Consider the following 18,135-nt stretch of genomic DNA (forward strand, 5'->3'; position numbering starts at 1 on the left):
ATTGACCGCACCCGGATTCGAACCGCGCGCGGGCTACTGATAGCGGAGTGATCGTTTTGACCAGCAAGCTTTCTCGTCGTTGTGCCCGGTGGCTCGGGGCGATTACGGCGAGCGTCGCTGCCGCGGCCTGGGTGCCCGCGGCAACGCAAGCGGCTCCGGCCGCGGCACCGGGCAGTGCCCTGGTGACGCTCGGAGATTCCTTCACCGCCAACGGCTTCCGATGGGAAGTGGATGCGAAGGAGTGTCTGCGCGGACCCGCCTCGTGGCCGACGCAGCTGAGCCAATTGATGGGTGTCGCGGGTAGTCCGGACTTCGTGGACGCGTCGTGCTCCGGTGCGGCCATTCAGACCGAGCGGGGCTATTCGCTGGTTCAGGAGGCGATCAATGCCGATAAGGCGGGTGCGTTCGGCCCGCGAACCAAGCTGATCGCGATACAGTTCGGGCTCAACGACAGCTGGGGCGCGAGCGGGACCACGCTGTGGACCTCGCTGATCCCGTGCGTATTCAACCTCGCCGACGGATGTGGGCTGGAGGCGGCCGAACAGGGCCGGATCACCGACTATCGGGGCGTTTCCGGCAGTGACTATGCCCAGCGCATCCGCGAGGTGGTCGAATATCTGCGCTATTACGCGCCGCAGGCGAAGATCGTGCTGGTCGGCTATCCCGAACTGTTCCCGGCCGGGCAGGATTTCGCGTGTATCAGCGTGCTCGGCGTCGGGCAGTACGTACAGCCGAGGGGCGCGGCGCTGCTACGGTATCTGGATCGCATCAATGCGGCCCAGCGGGACGCGGCGGCGCAGCTCGGGATCGAATTCTTCGATTCCAGGGCGGTGACCGCCGGGCACGGATTGTGTTCGGCGCAGCCATGGTTGAACGGTGCGCTCGATCCGCGTGCGGATCTGGTCGGGATTCCGTTCCATCCCTCGGCGCACGGTGATTCGGTGGTCGCAGGAGCGCTCTACGAGCGGTACGGCAAGTGACCCAGCAGCGGCCCGCCCTGCCTTCGCTGACCGGAGCGCGGTGGTGGGCCGCATTCGCGGTATTCCTGTTGCACGCCTTGGTGTTTCTGCCGGTCTACCCGTTTCAGAAGTCCGAGTTGTTCCGGCATATCCATCAGGTGATGCCGATGCAGTTGGGCGCGGCCGGGGTCACGTTCTTCTTCGTGCTCTCCGGATTCATCATCTATTGGTCGTTCCGGCCGGGGAATTCGGTGCCGCGGTTCTACTGGCGGCGAGTGCTGAAGATCTACCCGACGCATCTGGTGGCGACGGTGGCGTTCATCGTGATCGCGAGCGTGCCGCTGTCCAGGTTGGTGGTCTGGGTACCGAACGTACTGCTGATCCACACCTGGGTGCCGAAGTGGACGACGGTCGGCGGGCTCAATGTGCCATCGTGGTCGCTGGTCGCGGAAATGCTGTTCTACCTGAGCTTTCCGCTTGCACTGCCAGTGGTGCGGCGCATTCGCGGCGATCGGGTGTGGTGGGTGATGGCGGGGCTGCTCGTGGTGATCCTCGCGCTGCACACGGCATACTTCCTGTGGGTTCCCGGACCAAAGGGCATCGAGAATGCCTTTGCGCCACGGCTTGTTCCGGGGGATGTATCGCCATACTTCGAGCTGCACGCGTCACCGGCGTGGTTCGCCCAGCCGGATATCCCTGTTGCTCCGGCCTATTGGCTCAGTTACACATTTCCACTGTCGCGGTTGCCCGAATTCTTCCTCGGGGTGTTCGCCGCGCGGCTGGTGCTGGAGGGTCGTTGGCGCAATACGCGGCTGACCTGGCCGCTGCTGGCATTGGCCGTCGCCTTCGCTGCCACCTGGGTGGTTCCGGTGAACTACAAAATGTCGGCGCTGCTGCTCGCGCCGATGACCGCGGTGGTCGCGACGCTGGCCGCGCGGGATCTGGCCGGTATGCGCGGGCTGAACGCCTCGCCCCGAATGGTGTGGTTCGGCAATATCTCCTTCGCCTTCTATCTGATCCAGTTCCCGGTGATGGTGCTGATCACCCGGCTGTTCATCGGCGGCAGGCAGTTCGGCCTGTTCGGCTGGCTGGGGTTCGCCGCATTGAGCCTGATCGTCGCGACGGCGGCGGCCGCGGCGATCTACCACTGGGTGGACGAACCACTCATGCGCCGCTTCTCCGGCCGCCGCACCGCGGGCCCGCCCGCGACTTCGGGGGAACCGGTCGACCGCGTTTCCGCCGTGGTTGGGTCATGACGAGGCAGAATCCCTGGCATGAATCCCGGGGACCCTGCCGCGCGCGACCGCAAACGGCACGGTAGGCACTACACGCCCCCTGCCCTGGCGCGCTTTCTCGCACAGCGGCTGGTCGCGCATATACCGCGACCCAGCGGTACCGGGCAGGCGTCGCATGACGGTGGGGTATTGCGGGTGCTCGACCCGGCCTGTGGGGACGGTGAACTGCTGCTCGCGCTGCATCGGGTGGCCGGTGAGGTGTTGCCGGGCGTGCAGGTGGAGTTGGTCGGATATGACCTGGACCGAACCGGGGTGGCGATGGCGCGGGAACGGGCGGAGGCGGCGGGGGTTGTGGTCGAGTGGCATATCGGCGACTTCCTGACGGCGTCGGCGGTGATCGCGGACGGGTCGTTCGATGCGATCATCACCAATCCGCCGTATGTGCGGACGCAGCAGTTGGGTGGGCCGACCGCCCAGCTGCTCAGCAAGCAGTTCGGATTGCGCGGCCGGATCGACCTCACCCACCCGTTCGTCGCGATCGCGCCGCGGCTGCTGCGGCCGGACGGGGTGCTCGGATTGTTGTGCGCCAACCGGTTTCTCACCACCAGGGCGGGTGCGAATATTCGCAGTCTGCTGCTCACCGAGCTGTCTCCGGTCGAACTGTACGACCTGGGCGATACCAAACTTTTCGAGGCGGCGGTGCTGCCCGCCGTCACCATTGCCACCCGCACGTCGTCTCGCGTCGTCTGCCGCCACGTCTCGGCCTATGAGGTCGACACCATCGAAACTGTCAGTGGAACAGATCTTTTCGAGGCCCTGACCGCCGAAGGCAGCCACACCGTCAACCATGGCGGACGTATCTTCGCAGTCGAGGTCGGCGCCTTGGCAACCGGCGATCAGACGGAGACCAGCGGTCGGGCATCAGGTCAGTGGGGTGACGGTGTGGATGGGGGTGCGGGGGCTTCGGGGGCCGGTGATGGGGGCGGAAAGAGGGCGTGGCGGATGTCGCGGCCCGGGGTGGATGGGTGGTTGGGGGAGGTGGAGGCGGGGACCTGGCGGACATTCGGGGAGGTGGGGCGGATTCGGGTGGGGATCAAGACAACTGCGGATCGGGTGTTCATCTCCGATCGCTGGGCGGAGCTGGAGCTGCGGCCGGAGGGGGAGTTGCTATTCGATTTGATCACCCATCACGATGTCGAGCCGTGGCGGATTTCGCGGGAGCGTGACACCAGGGTGCTGTATCCGTACGACACTTCCGAGCCCACACGAATACCGGTTGATCTGCGGGACTTTCCCCGGGCCGCAGCGTATTTGGAGGAGAATCGAGAGACTTTGGCCGGTCGGAAGTATCTGACCGGCAGCGGCCGGGAGTGGTTCGAGATCTGGGTGCCGCAGCGGCCGCATTTGTGGCGGGTACCGAAGGTGGTATTTCCCGATATCAGCGAGCGGCCGCGGTTCGCCTTGGATCGGTCGGGGGCGGTGGTGAACGGGGACTGCTACTGGATGTCGCTGGCCGATCTCGGGGTGGACGGTGCGGCCGAGCGGCTCGCGTATTTGCTGATGGGCGTGGCGAATTCGGCACTCGGGCTGCGGTTCTACGATGCGGTTTGCGGGAATCGGCTGTATTCGGGGCGGCGGCGGTGGATCACCCAGTACGTCTCGCGGCTGCCGCTGCCGGATCCGACGACGATGCGGGCGGGCGGGGTCGTCGAGCTGGTCAGAGAGTTCGTCGACGGCGGGCGGGTACCGGACGCGAATTCGCTGCGACTGCTCGATGAGTGGGTGGCGGCCGCATTCGGGCCGCGAGTATACGAAATGCGTTGAGGGCCTAGCGCTTCAGAGTGCTGATGCCGGGTCGGGCGGCGGTGCGGACACCGACCATCGGCAGCAGTGTGCGTCGCGCGAATGCCCGACCCGCCGTCACATCATCGATCGGAATGAGCCCATCGGGTGTCAGCGCGAGTGAGAGCGCCAGCCGCGCCATGATCTCGGCGACGAGTTCGAAGTCGAAGTCGTCGTCGGCACCGCTGCGGAGTTCGCGCAGCTTCTCCGCCAGATAGGTGCGCCCGACCGCGATGATCGGCCCGGCGTCGGTGGTGAGCCGGGGCAGGATGAGGTCGGGTTCGGTCCGCAGCAGCCTGCGCAACAGTTCGTTGCCAGCGATCTCGGTGATCACCGCCACGAAGATCTCCACCAGCTGTTCCTCGACGCCCTCGACCTTCTGCACGCGCTTGTCGATCTCGGCGACGAAGCGCTGTGCCTCACGCACGCTGACCGCCTCGACCAGGTCGTTCTTCGATTCGTACCGGCGATACAGCGTCGCCGGGCTGATTCCGGCGCGCCGGGCGATCTCGCCCATGCTGGTGCGTTTGATGCCGAAGTCCAGGAATGCCGACAGCGCGCTCTCCAGCAGCTTCTCGCCATCGCTGACGGGCTTCTCCAGGATGCGCTGCAGGATGGGCGGGACGGTCGGCATCGAGTCTCCAGTCGTATCGGCTCGGACGCCGATGGTGGCTGGGCGTCGCGACGGTGCGGGTGATCGGTGTTCATTATTTCACCGGGTCGCGACGGGCCGGCCGGGGATCGGCGCCAGAGGTCGACAGGAGTGCTATCGCTCGACGGTTCGGCGAGCGTGCGCGCGTGATCAGTGCCGCGGCAGATCCAGCTCCGCCATCTCTTGTTCGATCGCATTGGCGGCGAAATCCACTCCGCTGGAGCGCAACTCGTGAACCCGTCGCTGTAGCGCCTCGATCCCGCCCGGCTGGGCCGCGATATCGGCCACGCTGATCCGCCGCGACGGCCGGTGCATACCCTGCTGCACGTACGCCACCGTGATACCTCCTGCCTGCACGCTACGCAGCCCACCATCCCGGTGGGCTCACCCTCCGCGTTACAGGCCACTCGACAGCAGCGTCGGCGGGAGATCCCGGGACACCGGGCACGCTGGCAAAATGTTATCAGCGATTCCGAAGGGACATTTGATCAGTGTGGTCTGTCTCACACTTGCTTGGCGACCCGGTGGTTGGCCATGTTGTGAAGGTACACAGCACCATTGAGCCGAATGCCGTCTTGTTCGGCCTCGCTCAATTCCCTGCGCACCTTGCCGGGCACACCCGCGACCAGCGAGCCGGGCGGAATCTGGGCGCCCTCCGGAATCAGAGCGTTCGCGGCGATCAGACTGCCTGCACCGATGACCGCGCCATTGAGCACCGTCGCACCCATGCCGACGAGCACATCGTCACCGACGGTGCAGCCGTGCAGGATCGCGTTGTGCCCCACCGAAACTCCGGTGCCGACGGTGAGCGGGAAGCCGGGGTCGGCGTGCAGCACGCAGCCGTCCTGAATATTGGTGCGCGCGCCGACACTGATCGCCTCCAGATCACCGCGCAGCACCGCGCTGTACCAAATGCTCACCTCGGCGGCCAGTCGCACGCGTCCGATCACGGTCGCGTTCGGTGCGATCCACGCGGTGTCGTCGATCTCCGGCGTGTGTCCGCTTACCTCGATCCTCATGCCGAAAACCTAGACGACGTGATCGGCGACACCGTAGGGGTCCCCGAGAACAGCGCGCGGTGCGCGGCCGGACTGGTGCCGAGGATGCGGTGGAAGTGGTGGCGCAGGCTGACCGCGGTGCCGAAGCCGGTCTCGGCCGCGATGCGGTCCATGGTGTCGGTGGTGGATTCGAGCAGCAGCCTGGCCCGGTCGGCGCGCTGGTGCAGCAGCCACTGCTGCGGACTGCTGCCGGTGCGATCGCGGAAGCGGCGGGTGAAGGTGCGCCGCGACATGAGTGCGACGCGGGCCCAGCCGTCCAGATCGATCGGTTCGCCGAGATTGGTTCGCGCCCAGACCATTGCGCGCTCGATCGGATCGTCGTCGGCGGCGTCGGGCACCGCAACCGGAATGTATTGGGCCTGGGATCCGCTGCGATGCGGTGCGGTCACCAGCGCCCTGGCCAATTCGGTGGCGGCTCGGCTGCCCAGATCGCCGCGTACCAGGTGCAGGCAGCAGTCGAGTGCGGCGGCGACGCCCGCGGAGGTGACGATATCGCCGAGATCCGACCAGAGCGTATCGGCGCGGACCCGGACCGCGGGATAGGCGGCGGCGAGGTCGTCGGCCGCGGCCCAATGGGTGGTGATCTCGCGGCCGTCCGCCAAACCGCTCGCCGCCACCGCGAAGGCGCCCAGGCACAGGCCGACGATCCGGGCACCGCGGGCGTGGGCACGGTGCAGTGCGTTGCGCAGGTCGTCCGAAATGGGCTTATCGCGCAACCAACTCGGGATGACCACCAGGTCGGCCCGCTCGAAGGCGTCGAGTCCGGTGTCGACGACGATGTCGAATCCCGCGGGTGTCCGCAGGGTGCCGGGGCGCTCTGCGCACACCTCGACGCGGTAGTCGGGGCTGCCCTCGGTGCCGACGCGGCCGAAGACCAGCGTCGGCACGGACAGGTGGAAGGGGATGACGCCATCGAAGGCGAGGACGGCGACGGTACGCATGGCCCGATCTTATCGCTGGGCGGCTCACGGGCCACTTTTGATCACTCAGGGCGGTCGGCAAATATTGATCGCATGACCGAGACGATCGAACGCACCACCGTCGAAGCCCTGCACATCGGCGGGCCCACCCTGCGCTTCCGGTACGGCAAGCTGACCTGGCTCACCGACCCCACCTTCGATGCTCCCGGCGCCTACCCGGGTCCGATCACCCTGCACAAGCTGACCGGCCCGGCGGTATCGGCCGATGCGGTCGGGCCGGTGGACGTGGTGCTGCTCTCACATGATCAGCACGCGGACAATCTCGACACCTCGGGTCGTGAGTTCCTGACCAGGGTGCCGACCGTGCTCTCGACCACGGATGCGGCCGGACGCATCAACGGTGTTCGGGGACTGGAGAACTGGGCGACCGTCACGGTGGGTGATGTGCGCGTGACGGGTGTGCCCGCACTGCACGGGCCCGAAGGGTGCGAACCGCTGAGCGGGATGGTCACCGGGTTCGTACTGCAGGCCGATGAGCAGCCGACCGTGTACGTCTCCGGGGACAATGCCTCGGTGGCGCTGGTCGAGCAGATCGTGCAGCGGATCGGGCGGATCGATATCGCCGTCCTCAATGTCGGGGGCGCGAATGTCGGGCGGTTCGGCGACGCCGATGTGACGCTGAACGGGCGCACCGCACTCGAGGCCGCCGAATTGCTCGGTGATGCGGTGGTCGTCGCCGTGCACGGCGAGGGATGGCACCACTTCAGCGAGCCGCTGGACTACCTGGCCCGCAACTTCGAATACGCCGGACGGGCCGCTCAGCTGCGGATCCCGCGCTTGGGCCAGCCGTTCGAGGTATAGCCGCGCGGTGGCGAACTGCCTCGGTAGCGCGCGGCGTTCATGGCGAAGCTCCGGTCCGTGGTCCACGATGGCGATATGAGGATCGCAGTTCCGCGGGAGGTCAAGGAGCAGGAGTTTCGGGTGGCGCTGACCCCGGCCGGTGCCGGAGAACTGGTGCGGCACGGGCACGAGGTGCTGATCCAGACCGGCGCGGGGGTGGGTTCGGGTTTTCCGGATGCGGAGTACGTCGCCGCAGGTGCCCGGATGGTGCCCGGCGCCGATCAGGTGTGGCGGGAGGGCGAGCTGGTGCTGAAGGTCAAGGAGCCAATCGCCCAGGAGTATCCGCGGATGCGGCGCGAGCAGGTGCTGTTCACCTATCTGCATCTGGCCGCGTCGCGGGAGTGCACCGATGCGATTCTGCGGTCGGGTATCACCGCGATCGCCTATGAGACGGTGCGGGCGGCGGATGGGTCGCTGCCGCTGCTCGCACCGATGAGTGAGGTTGCTGGCAAGCTCGGGCCCCAGGTCGGCGCATATCACCTGATGGCGCCGCTCGGGGGCGCCGGGCTGCTGCTCGGCGGGGTGCCCGGGGTGCCTCCGGCGGATGTGGTGGTGCTCGGCGGTGGTGTCGCCGGCACGAACGCGGCAACCGTCGCGGCCGGGATGGGCGCGAAAGTCACCGTGCTGGATACGAATTTGACGCGCCTGCGCGAACTCGACGCGCTGTTCCAGGGGCGGGTCTCGACGGTGGCTTCGAATGCGGTCGAGATCGAACGGGCGGTGCTCGGTGCGGATCTGGTGATCGGATCGGTGCTGGTGCCCGGTGCGCGGGCGCCGAAATTGGTGTCCGAGGAGCTGGTCCGCGGTATGCGTCCCGGCTCCGTGCTGGTGGATATCGCTATCGATCAGGGCGGATGCTTTGCCGGTTCGCATCCGACCACGCACGCGAACCCGACCTTCCGCGTGGCGAATTCGCTGTTCTACTGTGTGGCGAATATGCCGGGCGCGGTGCCGCATACCGCGACCCTCGCGCTCATCAATGCCACCATGCCGTATGTGCGCGCCATCGCCGATCACGGGTGGCGCGAGGCGTGTACCGAGCATCCTGATCTCGCGCATGGGGTTGCCGCAGATAAGGGGCGGTTGCTATCGGCGGAGGTCGCGGCGGCGCACGGGTATTCGATATCCGAGCCGGTGTGGTTGGCGGGCTGACGGCTCGACGCGGACAGATGATGACAAGGGCGAGATCGGTGACGGCGGAATACCTACGGCGGGCATCGGTATTGGTGATCACCTTGCTGCTGGTGCTGCTGCCCTACTCCGGTGCGGCGGTCGCGGCGCCGATGGGCGTCGATCCGGCCGCGGTGGACCGGTATATGTCCGAATACCTTTCGCGGACACGGTTGCCGGGGGCTTCGATCGCGATTACGCACGGGGATCAGGTGGTGTATGTCGCGGGGTACGGTCACGATTCCACCGGTTCGGCCATTACCGCGACGACGAGAATGCCGATCGCCTCGGTGAGCAAGTCCATGACGGCATTGGCCGTGCTGCAATTGGTCGACGCGGGGCGGGTGCGTCTGGATGCGCCGGTGCGTCAGTACCTCACGGACTTTCGGCTGGCCGATCCGCGCGGTGATCGGATCACGGTGCGGCAGCTGCTGAATCAGACCTCGGGCATGTCGGATACCGCATTTCCCGATCTGCGGCGGCCGCAGGCGGATTCATTGGCGGGGGCCGTCGAGCGACTACGGACGGCGAAATTGGCCGCCGATCCGGGGACGCGATTCAACTACCACAATCCGAACTATCAGGTGGCCGCTCGGTTGGTCGAGGTGGTCAGCGGGGAACCGTTCGCGGACTATCTGCGGCGCAATGTGTTCGGGCCCATCGGGATGCGCGACAGTACGACGGTGGATACGGCACGCGCGGCCGGTGATGTGACGCACGGATACATTCGGGCGTACGGGTTCGCGATACCGGTCGCGGAGCCCGATTGGTTCGTCGGCGGTAGCCACGGTGTGATCACTACGGCCGCCGATCTGGCCAGGTGGCTGATCACGCAGAACGATGGCGGTCTGGCGCCGGACGGACAGCGGGTGGTATCCGGTGCGGCAGTGGCCGAGATGCACACACCGTCCGCGGCGGGCGATGGCGACTACGGAATGGGTTGGCGGCGTGCGCAATCCGATCACGGGGTGCAGCTCTCGCACAACGCCGATTGGTTCACCTATACCGCTGAACAGGTGCTGTTGCCCGATACCGGGTACGGGATTGCCGTGATCGCCGATACCGGTATGTCGCTGGAGGATGATCCCGGGATCATCGCGCAGGGATTGGTCGAGCTGACCCGGGGCTCGACGCCGGATGTGCACCGTCCGTGGAGCATCTGGGCGGACTGGGGCATGGCGCTGTTGACACTCGGGACGGTCGGTTTCGGTGGGTTCTGCCTGCTGCGATCGCGCCGGTGGGCCGACCGGCAGGCCGCCCGACCCCCGTGGTCGATCGCTCTGCGGCAATTGCCGTACCTGGCTCCGATTGTGATCTTGGCTGTGCTGCCGCAGCTCGCGGGGCTCGTCTTCCGGGGGCGGGCCGGAACCTTCCTGCAGGTGACCTATGTGTGGCCGGCTCTCGTGGTGTTTCTCGGCATCGCTGCGTTGGCGGGTGTGAGTGTTCTCCTCGCGCGCGTGGTCTGGTTCATCGTGTTGCGGCGCAAGCGTTCTGGGGGAAACGCAGAGCGGGAAGCACCGGTTGCCGAGGCGTCTGCCTGAGCGGCGGTGTCGGACGGCGGCCCGCACATGGGAATGTGCGGGCCGCGTGGACTATTCGGCGTTCGGGCCGAGGTACCAGTCGGGGGCGCCTTCGGTGGGGAGGTCGTGCAACTTGTCCGGATTGCGGACGACATTGATGGCGGTAATGCGGCCGCTGTCGATGGTGAAGGCGAAGACGCCGATATGGTTGCCGTCGAAGACGACCAGACCGGGCGTGCCGTTGACCAGGACCGCACGGCCCCAGGCGCCCGCCGCGGACGGTGCGTGGTACCAGCCGAGCAGCATCTTCGCGATGAGTTCGGCACCGTGCACCGGCTGGCGGATCGCGGGGACCTTACCGCCGCCGTCGGCGGTGAGGCTGACATTGGCATCGAGTACGCCGAGCAGTGCGCTGAGGTCACCGGAGCGCCAGGCGACCGCGAAGGCCGAGACGACCTTCTCCTGCTCGTCGGGCGAGGCCGGGAAACGGGGTGTGCCGTCCTCGACGCGCTTGCGGGCGCGCGACGCGAGTTGTCGCACGGCAGCCGGGGTGCGGCCGACGACCTCGGCGACCTCGGGACCGCTCATACCGAACACATCTTGCAATACGAATGCGGTGCGCTCCGCGGGCGAGAGGGATTCCAGTACGACCAGCAGCGCCGTGGTGACGCGCTCGTCCTGGGTGATCCGGTCGGCCGGGTCGTCCCAGCTGGTGACCTCGGGCTCGGGCAGCCATTCGCCGACGTACTGTTCGCGGCGGGCGCGGGCCGAGCCGAGCTGATCGAGGGCGAGACGGCCGGTGACGGTGGAGAGCCAGGCGCGCAGATTCTCGATCTCGCCCACGGTCCCGGCCTCGTACTGGCGCTGCAGGCGCAGCCATGCATCCTGCACCACATCATCGGCATCGGTGAGACTGCCGAGCGTGCTGTAGGCGAGCCGGCGCAGATACGGCCGATGCTCCTCGAAACGCCGAGCCAATTCGGCCTGGTCGATCGGTTCGGAGGCGGGCTGGTCTGCGGTCACTGTTCTCGCCGTTCGTTGGTCCGGCCCCCTCGGGGGCGAGTTTATGAGTCGTCATCACGATGACGAAACAGGGCTAGCGAGTGTGACATCTGAGTCGCGGTGGCGCACTGCTCGGGCTTGGCCATCACCGTCGGGGCCCGCGCGGTGTTGCCGGGTTCGCTGGGGCGCGTGCGTTGTGGGGAGGTGCGGACCGGATACCCTCGCCGGGTGCGAATGGGGACCTCGACGACAGTTGGGCTGGTGCTCGGCTTCGCGCTCGACCGTGCGTTCGGTGATCCGCAGCGGTGGCATCCGGTGGCCGGATTCGGTTCGGCGGCAAGCGCGCTGGAGCGGGCGACCTATGCCGATCGGCGGTCGGCGGGGGTGGTGCACGAGGTGTTGCTGGTCGGTGCGGTGACGGCGCTCGGGATCGGGCTGCGTCGTGGCGGGGTGGTGGCGACCGCGCTGGCGACCTGGACGGTGCTCGGTGGGCGCAGCCTGGCGCGCACCGGGCGGGATATGGCCGATCGACTCGAGTCCGGTGATCTGACGGGTGCGCGGGCATTGCTGCCATCGCTGTGCGGGCGCGATCCCGAGGCACTCGATGCGGACGGATTGGCCCGTGCCGCAGTGGAATCCATCGCGGAGAACACCTCCGACGCGACGGTGGCCCCACTGCTGTGGGGTGCGGTCGCCGGGACGCCGGGGCTGCTCGGATACCGCGCGGTCAATACGCTGGACGCGATGATCGGCTACCGCAACGAGCGCTACCTGCGTTTCGGCTGGGCCGCCGCCCGGGTGGACGATCTCGCGAATCTGTTGCCAGCCCGCGTCACCGGCATGCTGACTGCCGCCTTGGCGCCCATGGTCGGCGGACATCCCGCCGACGCACTGCGCGCCTGGCGGCGCGACGCATCCGAACACCCGAGCCCCAATGCGGGCGTGGTCGAGGCATCCATGGCGGGTGCGCTCGGCGTCCGCCTCGGCGGCCGTACCCAATACCGCTACGGCACCGAATTGAGACCCACCCTCGGCGACGGCCCGGCACCTCGGGTAGCGGATCTGCGTCGGGCTGTACATATGTCGGAGGCAGTCCAACTGGGCGCTGTTCTCACGGCTGCCCTCTGGTCGGTCCTGCGGCGCTGACGCCGAGGTCGCGCACGGCTCAGCGGGTGCCGCCGTAGCGGTCGGCGAGGCGCTGTTCGTTGGTGGCGGCCGGTGCGGGGGTCGGGGTTGCGGTCGGGGTCGGTTTCGGGGCCGCCGGGGTCTTTTCTTTGCGGCGTTCGCGGATTTCGGCGTAGACGAAGTAGCCGAGGCCGAGGGGTGCCATGATGCCGAAGGCCAGCCATTGCAGGCCGTAGGAGAGGTATGGGCCCGCGTCGAGTTGGGGCAGCGGCGTGGGGGTGAAGGCGCCGGGCTGGTTTTCGCTGAGTTCCAGGTAGCCGCCGCGTTCGCCGGTGGGGATCGCGGTCAGTGGCTCCTGCAGGACGGCCATTTCCTGGGTGGTGTCCACCGAGTACACCTGGCGGTAGCCGTCCTGGACCAGCGGGTCCTTGCCAGGGGTGACGCCCTCCGACATCCGGATTCGGGCCTCGATCCGCTGCGGACCGGTCGGCGGGTCCGAAATCTGCGGTGGGCGGGATCCGTCGACGGCGGCGACCAGGCCGCGGTCGACGAGCAGGATGCGGCCGTCGTTGAGCTTGAAGGTGGCCAGTACCGAGTAGCCGGGGGCGCCGTCGAGGTGGCGCAGGCGGACCAGTGCTGTCGAGTTCGGCAGATAGCTGCCGGTAGCGATGACGCGACGCCATTCGGCGTGCGAATCGGTGCCCTGGTCGTCCAGGACGGTGGTGATATCGATCGGGGCGGCATCCACCGAATCGGCGATCAGCTGGTTGCGGTGCGAGGTGGTGGTGTTCTTGCCGAGCTGCCAGGGGGCGAGCACGGTGAAGCAGAGATAGGCGAAGGCCGCCACGAGAACGGCCAGGATCAGCCAGCTCGGACGCAGGAGGAAGGTCAGTCGGCGCATCATGCGTGTCCGTCGTGGACGGGATTGCAAGAGACCGTCTGGTCTGATTCGCCGAGAGCTGCTCCGCGGGCCGTGCTCGGCTGGGTACCCGTGTCGTCACCGGACCGGGCAGCTCTTCGGCCTTGGATCGCGGCGCCATGGGGCGCGTCGGCTTCGACGTCATCGGTGGACGTGCCGTTGCGAGCGGCGAGGGTGCCTCGGACCCAGTCCAACAATCCGGGAATGGCGGCGGCTATCTGGTCGTGGACCAGGTCGAAGTCGGCGGTGTCGCCGTAGTAGGGGTCGGGGACGTCGAGGGAGTCGGCGTCCGGGTCGAAGCTGCGGAGCAGGCGGCGGCGATCCGATGGGATGCCGAGCATGGCCAATCGGCGTTCGTGGCCGGAGTCGAGGGCGACCAGGAGGTCGGCGTCGCGGTGCTGGTTGCCGAATTTCGCGGCCACGTGACCGGTCGGATAGCCGTGGCGGCGCAGTGTCGCATTGGTGCGGTCGTCGGCGTCCTCTCCGACGTGCCAGCCGTCGGTGCCCGCGCTGCTGACCCGCACGCGGTCCGCGAGCCCCTCGCGGTAGAGGTGGACCGCGAACATCTTCTCCGCCATCGGCGATCGGCAGATGTTGCCGGTACAGACGAACGACACGTGCAACTCACCCACGACAGCCATTCTGGCCGGTCGCCCTGATGAGCCGCCACGTAGGGTGTTTTCTCGTGCCGGATGAACAGGTCGATCACGCGAAACTGCGTCACCACGGTGACGTCGACGCGCGCCCCGGCATGCTCGATTTCGCGGTGAATGTGCAGGGCAGTGCGCCGCCGGACTGGCTGCGCAACCGGTTGGCCGCCCGCCTCGACGACCTCGGCCGCTATCCGAGCGCAGCTGACGAATCCGCCGCGCGCAGTGCGGTGGCGGCCCGACACGGCCGTACCGCCGAGGAGGTGCTGCTGCTGGCCGGTGCGGCCGAGGGTTTCGCGATGCTGCCCCGACTCGCACCCCGGCTGGCCGCGGTATTGCATCCGTCGTTCACCGAACCCGAACTGGCGCTGCGCGAGGCCGATATTCCGGTCGCCCGCGTCGTCCTCGAACCGCCGTACACGCTGGATCCGGCCCTGGTGCCCGCCGCGGCCGATCTGGTGGTGCTCGGCAACCCGACCAATCCGACCTCGGTGCTACATCCCGCCGACACCATCCGGGCGCTGCGCAGGCCCGGCCGGATCATTGTGGTCGATGAGGCTTTCGCCGATGCGGTCCGCGGTGAACCACAGTCGCTGGCCGCCTCGACCGATCCGGACATCCTCGTCCTGCGCAGCCTCACCAAAACCTGGGCGTTGGCGGGCCTGCGCTGCGGCTACTTCCTCGGCGCATCCGACGTCCTCGCCCGGCTGAACCACGGTCGCGCGCACTGGCCGCTCGGGACACTGCAACTCGAGGCGATCATCGCGACCGCCGAGCCGAATGCGGTGGCCGCCACCCAGCAGCGTGCGCGGACGATCGCCGTCGACCGGGATTCGATGATCGAACGACTGACCGCGCTGGGTGTGCAGGTTCACGCGCCCGCCGATGGGCCGTTTCTGCTGCTGCGCGTGTCCGATGGTGAACTCCTGCGGAAACACTTGGCGGACCAGGGAATTGCGGTCCGCCGCGCGGATACCTTCCCCGGACTCGGACCCGACTACATCCGTGTTGCCGTCCGCGGTGCGGCCGAGGTCGATCGGCTGGTCGCCGGTATTCGTGCCTCGGGGATTTGATGTCGGCCCGGACGGGTGTGTCAGGGCGTGGATGGAGTGGAGGTAGGCGGATCGTGACGACGCTGGCGGAACTTATCGGGGTGCTCGACGCGGCTTATCCGCCGAAGTTGGCGGAGTCGTGGGATTCGGTGGGGTTGGTGTGCGGGGATCCGGGGGATGCGGTGACTCGGGTGCTGTTCGCCGTGGATGCCACGGCGGCGGTGGTCGATGAGGCGATCGATTGGCGGGCACAGGCTTTGGTGGTGCACCATCCATTGCTGTTACGCGGGGTCGACAGCGTCGCGGCCGATACGCCCAAAGGTGCGCTGCTGCATCGGCTCATCCGGTCCGGATGTGCGCTGTTCGCGGCGCATACCAATGCCGACTCCGCTGATCCGGGGGTTTCCGATGCGCTCGCGGCGGCGCTCGGGCTCGCTGTCACCGGTCCATTGGATTCGAAACCGCAAGCCGCCGTGGATAATTGGGTGGTGCAGGTGCCGCGCTCACATGCCGATGCGGTGCTGGCGGCGCTGTTCGCGGCCGGTGCGGGTGGTAGCGGAACCTATCGCGACTGCGCTCTCCGAGTGCCGGGAATCGGGCAGTTCCGTCCGGTCGCGGGGGCGAATCCGGCGGTCGGCGCGATCGGGGAATTGCAGCGGGTCGCCGAGGATCGCCTCGAGGTCATCGCGCCACCCTCGGCGCGTGCCGCCGTGCTGGCGGCACTGCGGGACGCCCATCCCTATGAAGATCCCGCCTACCACGTCACCGAGCGCGCCGCACTGCCATCGGGACTCGGCATCGGTCGCGTCGGTGTACTGCCCGAACCGGAGTCCTTGCGCGAGTTCACCGCTCGGGTTGCCGCCGCATTGCCCGCGACGACCTGGGGCGTTCGCGCGGCCGGTGACCCGGATCGGATGATCCGGACCGTCGCCGTCTGCGGCGGCGCGGGCGATTCCTATCTGGATACCGTGACGCGCCTCGGCGTGGATGCCTACGTCACCTCCGATCTGCGCCACCACCCGGTCGACGAACACCTGCGCCGCGGTGGTCCGGCCGTGATCGATGCGGCGCATTGGGCGACCGAATTCCCTTGGTGCGCACAGGCGCAGACGGTGGTGCAGACCGCGCTACCGGACCTCGAAACCCGCGTGTCCACGCTGCGCACCGATCCCTGGACGGTCAGCGTCACCGTGTGACGCACACCCTGATCAACTCGCACGAGCCCGAACTATCCTGTGCGGCGGCGTGTTCGGGGCGTGTCGTGACTGTTGCCGGGAGTGGTGTGCCGTTCAGCTGAGTCGACGCACCGGTACGGGGTACAACTACCGCATGAACTTCCCGGTGGACTTCGGGATCGTGCAGATCGGGCTGATGCTGGTCATCCTGGTCGCGGTCGCGTTGCTGATATCGGCGCTCGTGATGGTGCGCAAGGTCGGTTTGCGGGTTTTGATCGGGCGCGGGGCGGGTGGACTGGTGCTGCTGGTCGTCGCCGTGCTCCTGTTGTGGGTGGTGACGCTCATGCAGACCTTCCTCGGGTTGAGCGGGGAGATCAAGGCGGCACATGTGGTGGTGAGTCAGGTTGCGGGCCAAAACCATCGGCTCGAGGTCGACCTCACCCTCTATGGCGACGAGGACCATCCCGACAAGCACGAGAAATATCAGGTCGAGGGCGATCTGTGGGTGCTGCAGGCCAATATCGTCGAACTGAAGCCCTGGGTGAACGCCCTCGGCTTCCACTCCGGCTACAAGGTCACGCGCCTCTACGGCCAGCGCCTCGACGGCGTCGCCACCACGCAGAACCAGATCTTCGTCAATGGCGATGATCAAGACTTCTTCAACGATATGAGCAACCACAGATGGTGGACCGACCCCTTCGTCCGCTCCGCCTACGGCAATGCCGTCATCGCCACACCCGGCACCTACGACGTGTTCATCTCCCGCGACGCCATCAAAACCCGAGCCCCGGGAAGCTGACGCAAAGCTCGGGGCGCTGGTGAAGGGTGACGCCCGCTTCGCGGTCACCGCGGGTGGGAAGCCGCGGCTGCCGAAGACCGGCGAGGCGAAGGTCGTCACGGGAATTGCCGTCCGAGCCTCCGAACGCGGATCGAACATTCGTGCGAAGGATCGAACCGAGGTCGCTGTGGCTCACGCCACGGTCGCCGATATGCGCCGCGACTTCGTGCATGAACTGATGACGTGGCCTCGGACCGAATCACCCACCATTCGGGGTACGGTTGAAGACTGGTATCGCCGCCCCCGCGGCTCACGTGCCCCCATCCGTCCATAGCGTCCAGGAGTTTGTCCGCGTTGAATGTCGAACCACCTGTCCAGGCCAAGCTGCTCCAGCTCGCCGCTGTCGACGCCGAACTGACGCGGATAGCGCATCGGCGCACCGTGCTGCCCGAGCAGCAGGAGGTGGCGCGGCTGGAGACCGAGCGGAATGCGCACAAGGATGCGGCGGTGGCGGTCGAGATCCTGCTCGACGATCTCGACCGCGATATTCGCAAGCTGGAGGGCGAGGTCGAGGCGGTACGCAAGCGCGAAGAGCGCGACCGCGGCATGTTGACCGCCGGTTCGGTGGGCGCCAAACAGCTTTCGGAGATCCAGCACGAGCTGGGCAGTCTGGAGCGGCGCCGGTCGGTACTCGAGGACGAACTGCTCGAGGTGATGGAGCGCCGCGAGGCGTCGGCATCCGATCACGATCATGCCGGTGCGCGGCTCACCAAGACCGAACAGGATCTGGCCGACGCGCAGCGGCTGCGCGATGAGGCGCTGGCGGATCTCGATGTGGCGCAGGGGCGTTGCGATGCCGATCGCAAGGATTTGCTGGCGTTGTTCCCGGCCGAACTGCTGAGCATCTACGACCGTCAGCGCAGCCAGCACGGTGTCGGCGCGGCGCTGTTGCAGGCGCGTCGATGTGGTGCGTGCCGGATCGAACTGGACCGCGGCGAGATCTCGCGGATCGCCAAGACCGAGCCCGATGTAATCGTGCGGTGCCCGGAATGCGGTGCGATCCTGGTGCGTACCAAAGAGTCGGGTTTGTGACGTTTCCGATGCGGGTATCAGTACCCGCGTCGGTTCCGCTGCCGGCGGCGGGCGGTCCAACGAGGCCGGGTGGTCGAAGAGGACGA

Annotated in this window: 17 protein-coding genes and 1 pseudogene; 11 read left to right on the forward strand and 7 right to left on the reverse strand. The window is 67.4% G+C overall.

Going from position 1 to position 18,135, the window contains the following annotated elements; translation table 11 throughout:
* The first annotated feature begins 56 nt into the window (after window positions 1-56).
* Genes ABZ293_RS29085 through ABZ293_RS29095 form a run of 3 tightly spaced genes read left to right on the forward strand, consistent with a single transcriptional unit; the run spans window position 57 to window position 4,018 of the window.
* Complete coding sequence (locus ABZ293_RS29085; RefSeq protein ID WP_355185780.1) at window positions 57-980, forward strand: SGNH/GDSL hydrolase family protein; 924 nt, start codon at window positions 57-59, stop codon at window positions 978-980.
* A complete protein-coding gene (locus ABZ293_RS29090; protein ID WP_355185782.1) occupies window positions 977-2,215 on the forward strand; it encodes an acyltransferase in 1,239 nt (412 codons plus the stop codon). The genes ABZ293_RS29085 and ABZ293_RS29090 overlap by 4 nt, the downstream gene beginning before the upstream one ends.
* An 18-nt stretch (window positions 2,216-2,233) precedes the next feature.
* Window positions 2,234-4,018, forward strand: coding sequence for an N-6 DNA methylase (locus ABZ293_RS29095; RefSeq protein ID WP_355185784.1), 1,785 nt, complete (start codon window positions 2,234-2,236; stop codon window positions 4,016-4,018).
* Between the two features lie 4 nt (window positions 4,019-4,022).
* Here ABZ293_RS29095 and ABZ293_RS29100 read toward each other — a convergent pair whose 3' ends face one another.
* From ABZ293_RS29100 to ABZ293_RS29115, 4 genes are all read right to left on the reverse strand, one after another.
* The gene (locus ABZ293_RS29100) at window positions 4,023-4,670 is read right to left on the reverse strand and encodes a TetR/AcrR family transcriptional regulator (protein WP_355185786.1); all 648 of its coding nucleotides are present in this window, start codon (window positions 4,668-4,670) and stop codon (window positions 4,023-4,025) included.
* Window positions 4,671-4,838: 168 nt separating this feature from the next.
* Complete coding sequence (locus ABZ293_RS29105) at window positions 4,839-5,024, reverse strand: hypothetical protein (protein WP_355185788.1); 186 nt, start codon at window positions 5,022-5,024, stop codon at window positions 4,839-4,841.
* Between the two features lie 167 nt (window positions 5,025-5,191).
* Entirely contained in the window at window positions 5,192-5,707 is a 516-nt protein-coding gene (locus ABZ293_RS29110) for a gamma carbonic anhydrase family protein (RefSeq protein ID WP_354959755.1), read from the reverse strand.
* Window positions 5,704-6,687, reverse strand: coding sequence for a helix-turn-helix domain-containing protein (locus tag ABZ293_RS29115; protein WP_355185790.1), 984 nt, complete (start codon window positions 6,685-6,687; stop codon window positions 5,704-5,706). Before ABZ293_RS29115 ends, ABZ293_RS29110 begins: the two co-directional genes overlap by 4 nt.
* Before the next feature lie 72 nt (window positions 6,688-6,759).
* On the opposite strand from ABZ293_RS29115, the gene ABZ293_RS29120 reads away from it, so the two are divergent.
* The 3 genes from ABZ293_RS29120 (at window position 6,760) to ABZ293_RS29130 (ending at window position 10,277) form a co-directional block, all read left to right on the forward strand.
* Window positions 6,760-7,527 carry an MBL fold metallo-hydrolase gene (locus ABZ293_RS29120; RefSeq protein ID WP_355185792.1) on the forward strand — a complete coding sequence of 256 codons (768 nt, stop codon included), beginning with the start codon at window positions 6,760-6,762 and terminating at the stop codon, window positions 7,525-7,527.
* Window positions 7,528-7,602: 75 nt separating this feature from the next.
* Entirely contained in the window at window positions 7,603-8,718 is a 1,116-nt protein-coding gene (gene ald, locus ABZ293_RS29125) for an alanine dehydrogenase (RefSeq protein WP_355185794.1), read from the forward strand.
* Window positions 8,719-8,756: 38 nt separating this feature from the next.
* Window positions 8,757-10,277, forward strand: coding sequence for a serine hydrolase domain-containing protein (locus ABZ293_RS29130; protein WP_355185796.1), 1,521 nt, complete (start codon window positions 8,757-8,759; stop codon window positions 10,275-10,277).
* A gap of 51 nt (window positions 10,278-10,328) precedes the next feature.
* Here the strand turns inward: ABZ293_RS29130 and sigJ are convergent, their stop codons facing one another.
* Window positions 10,329-11,279, reverse strand: coding sequence for an RNA polymerase sigma factor SigJ (gene sigJ, locus ABZ293_RS29135; protein WP_355185798.1), 951 nt, complete (start codon window positions 11,277-11,279; stop codon window positions 10,329-10,331).
* Window positions 11,280-11,492: 213 nt separating this feature from the next.
* Between sigJ and ABZ293_RS29140 the strand changes: the two genes are divergently transcribed.
* Entirely contained in the window at window positions 11,493-12,404 is a 912-nt protein-coding gene (locus tag ABZ293_RS29140) for a cobalamin biosynthesis protein (RefSeq protein WP_355185844.1), read from the forward strand.
* 19 nt (window positions 12,405-12,423) lie between these two features.
* Here ABZ293_RS29140 and ABZ293_RS29145 read toward each other — a convergent pair whose 3' ends face one another.
* Window positions 12,424-13,284 (reverse strand): SURF1 family protein, encoded by an 861-nt coding sequence (locus ABZ293_RS29145; RefSeq protein ID WP_355185800.1) that lies wholly within the window; start codon window positions 13,282-13,284, stop codon window positions 12,424-12,426.
* Between the two features lie 197 nt (window positions 13,285-13,481).
* Window positions 13,482-13,943 (reverse strand): annotated as a pseudogene (locus ABZ293_RS29150) (low molecular weight protein-tyrosine-phosphatase); the annotation flags it as partial.
* Between the two features lie 17 nt (window positions 13,944-13,960).
* Here ABZ293_RS29150 and cobC point away from each other — a divergent pair.
* From cobC to ABZ293_RS29170, 4 genes are all read left to right on the forward strand, one after another.
* Complete coding sequence (cobC, locus tag ABZ293_RS29155; RefSeq protein ID WP_355185802.1) at window positions 13,961-15,025, forward strand: Rv2231c family pyridoxal phosphate-dependent protein CobC; 1,065 nt, start codon at window positions 13,961-13,963, stop codon at window positions 15,023-15,025.
* Window positions 15,025-16,200, forward strand: coding sequence for a Nif3-like dinuclear metal center hexameric protein (locus ABZ293_RS29160; protein ID WP_355185804.1), 1,176 nt, complete (start codon window positions 15,025-15,027; stop codon window positions 16,198-16,200). Before cobC ends, ABZ293_RS29160 begins: the two co-directional genes overlap by 1 nt.
* A 133-nt stretch (window positions 16,201-16,333) precedes the next feature.
* Window positions 16,334-16,978 carry a hypothetical protein gene (locus ABZ293_RS29165; protein WP_354960549.1) on the forward strand — a complete coding sequence of 215 codons (645 nt, stop codon included), beginning with the start codon at window positions 16,334-16,336 and terminating at the stop codon, window positions 16,976-16,978.
* 333 nt (window positions 16,979-17,311) lie between these two features.
* On the forward strand, window positions 17,312-18,049 hold the full coding sequence (locus ABZ293_RS29170; RefSeq protein WP_355185846.1) for a C4-type zinc ribbon domain-containing protein: 738 nt from the start codon (window positions 17,312-17,314) through the stop codon (window positions 18,047-18,049).
* Window positions 18,050-18,135: the final 86 nt, after the last annotated feature.

Source organism: Nocardia sp. NPDC005998, from assembly GCF_040614395.1.
GTDB lineage: Bacteria > Actinomycetota > Actinomycetes > Mycobacteriales > Mycobacteriaceae > Nocardia.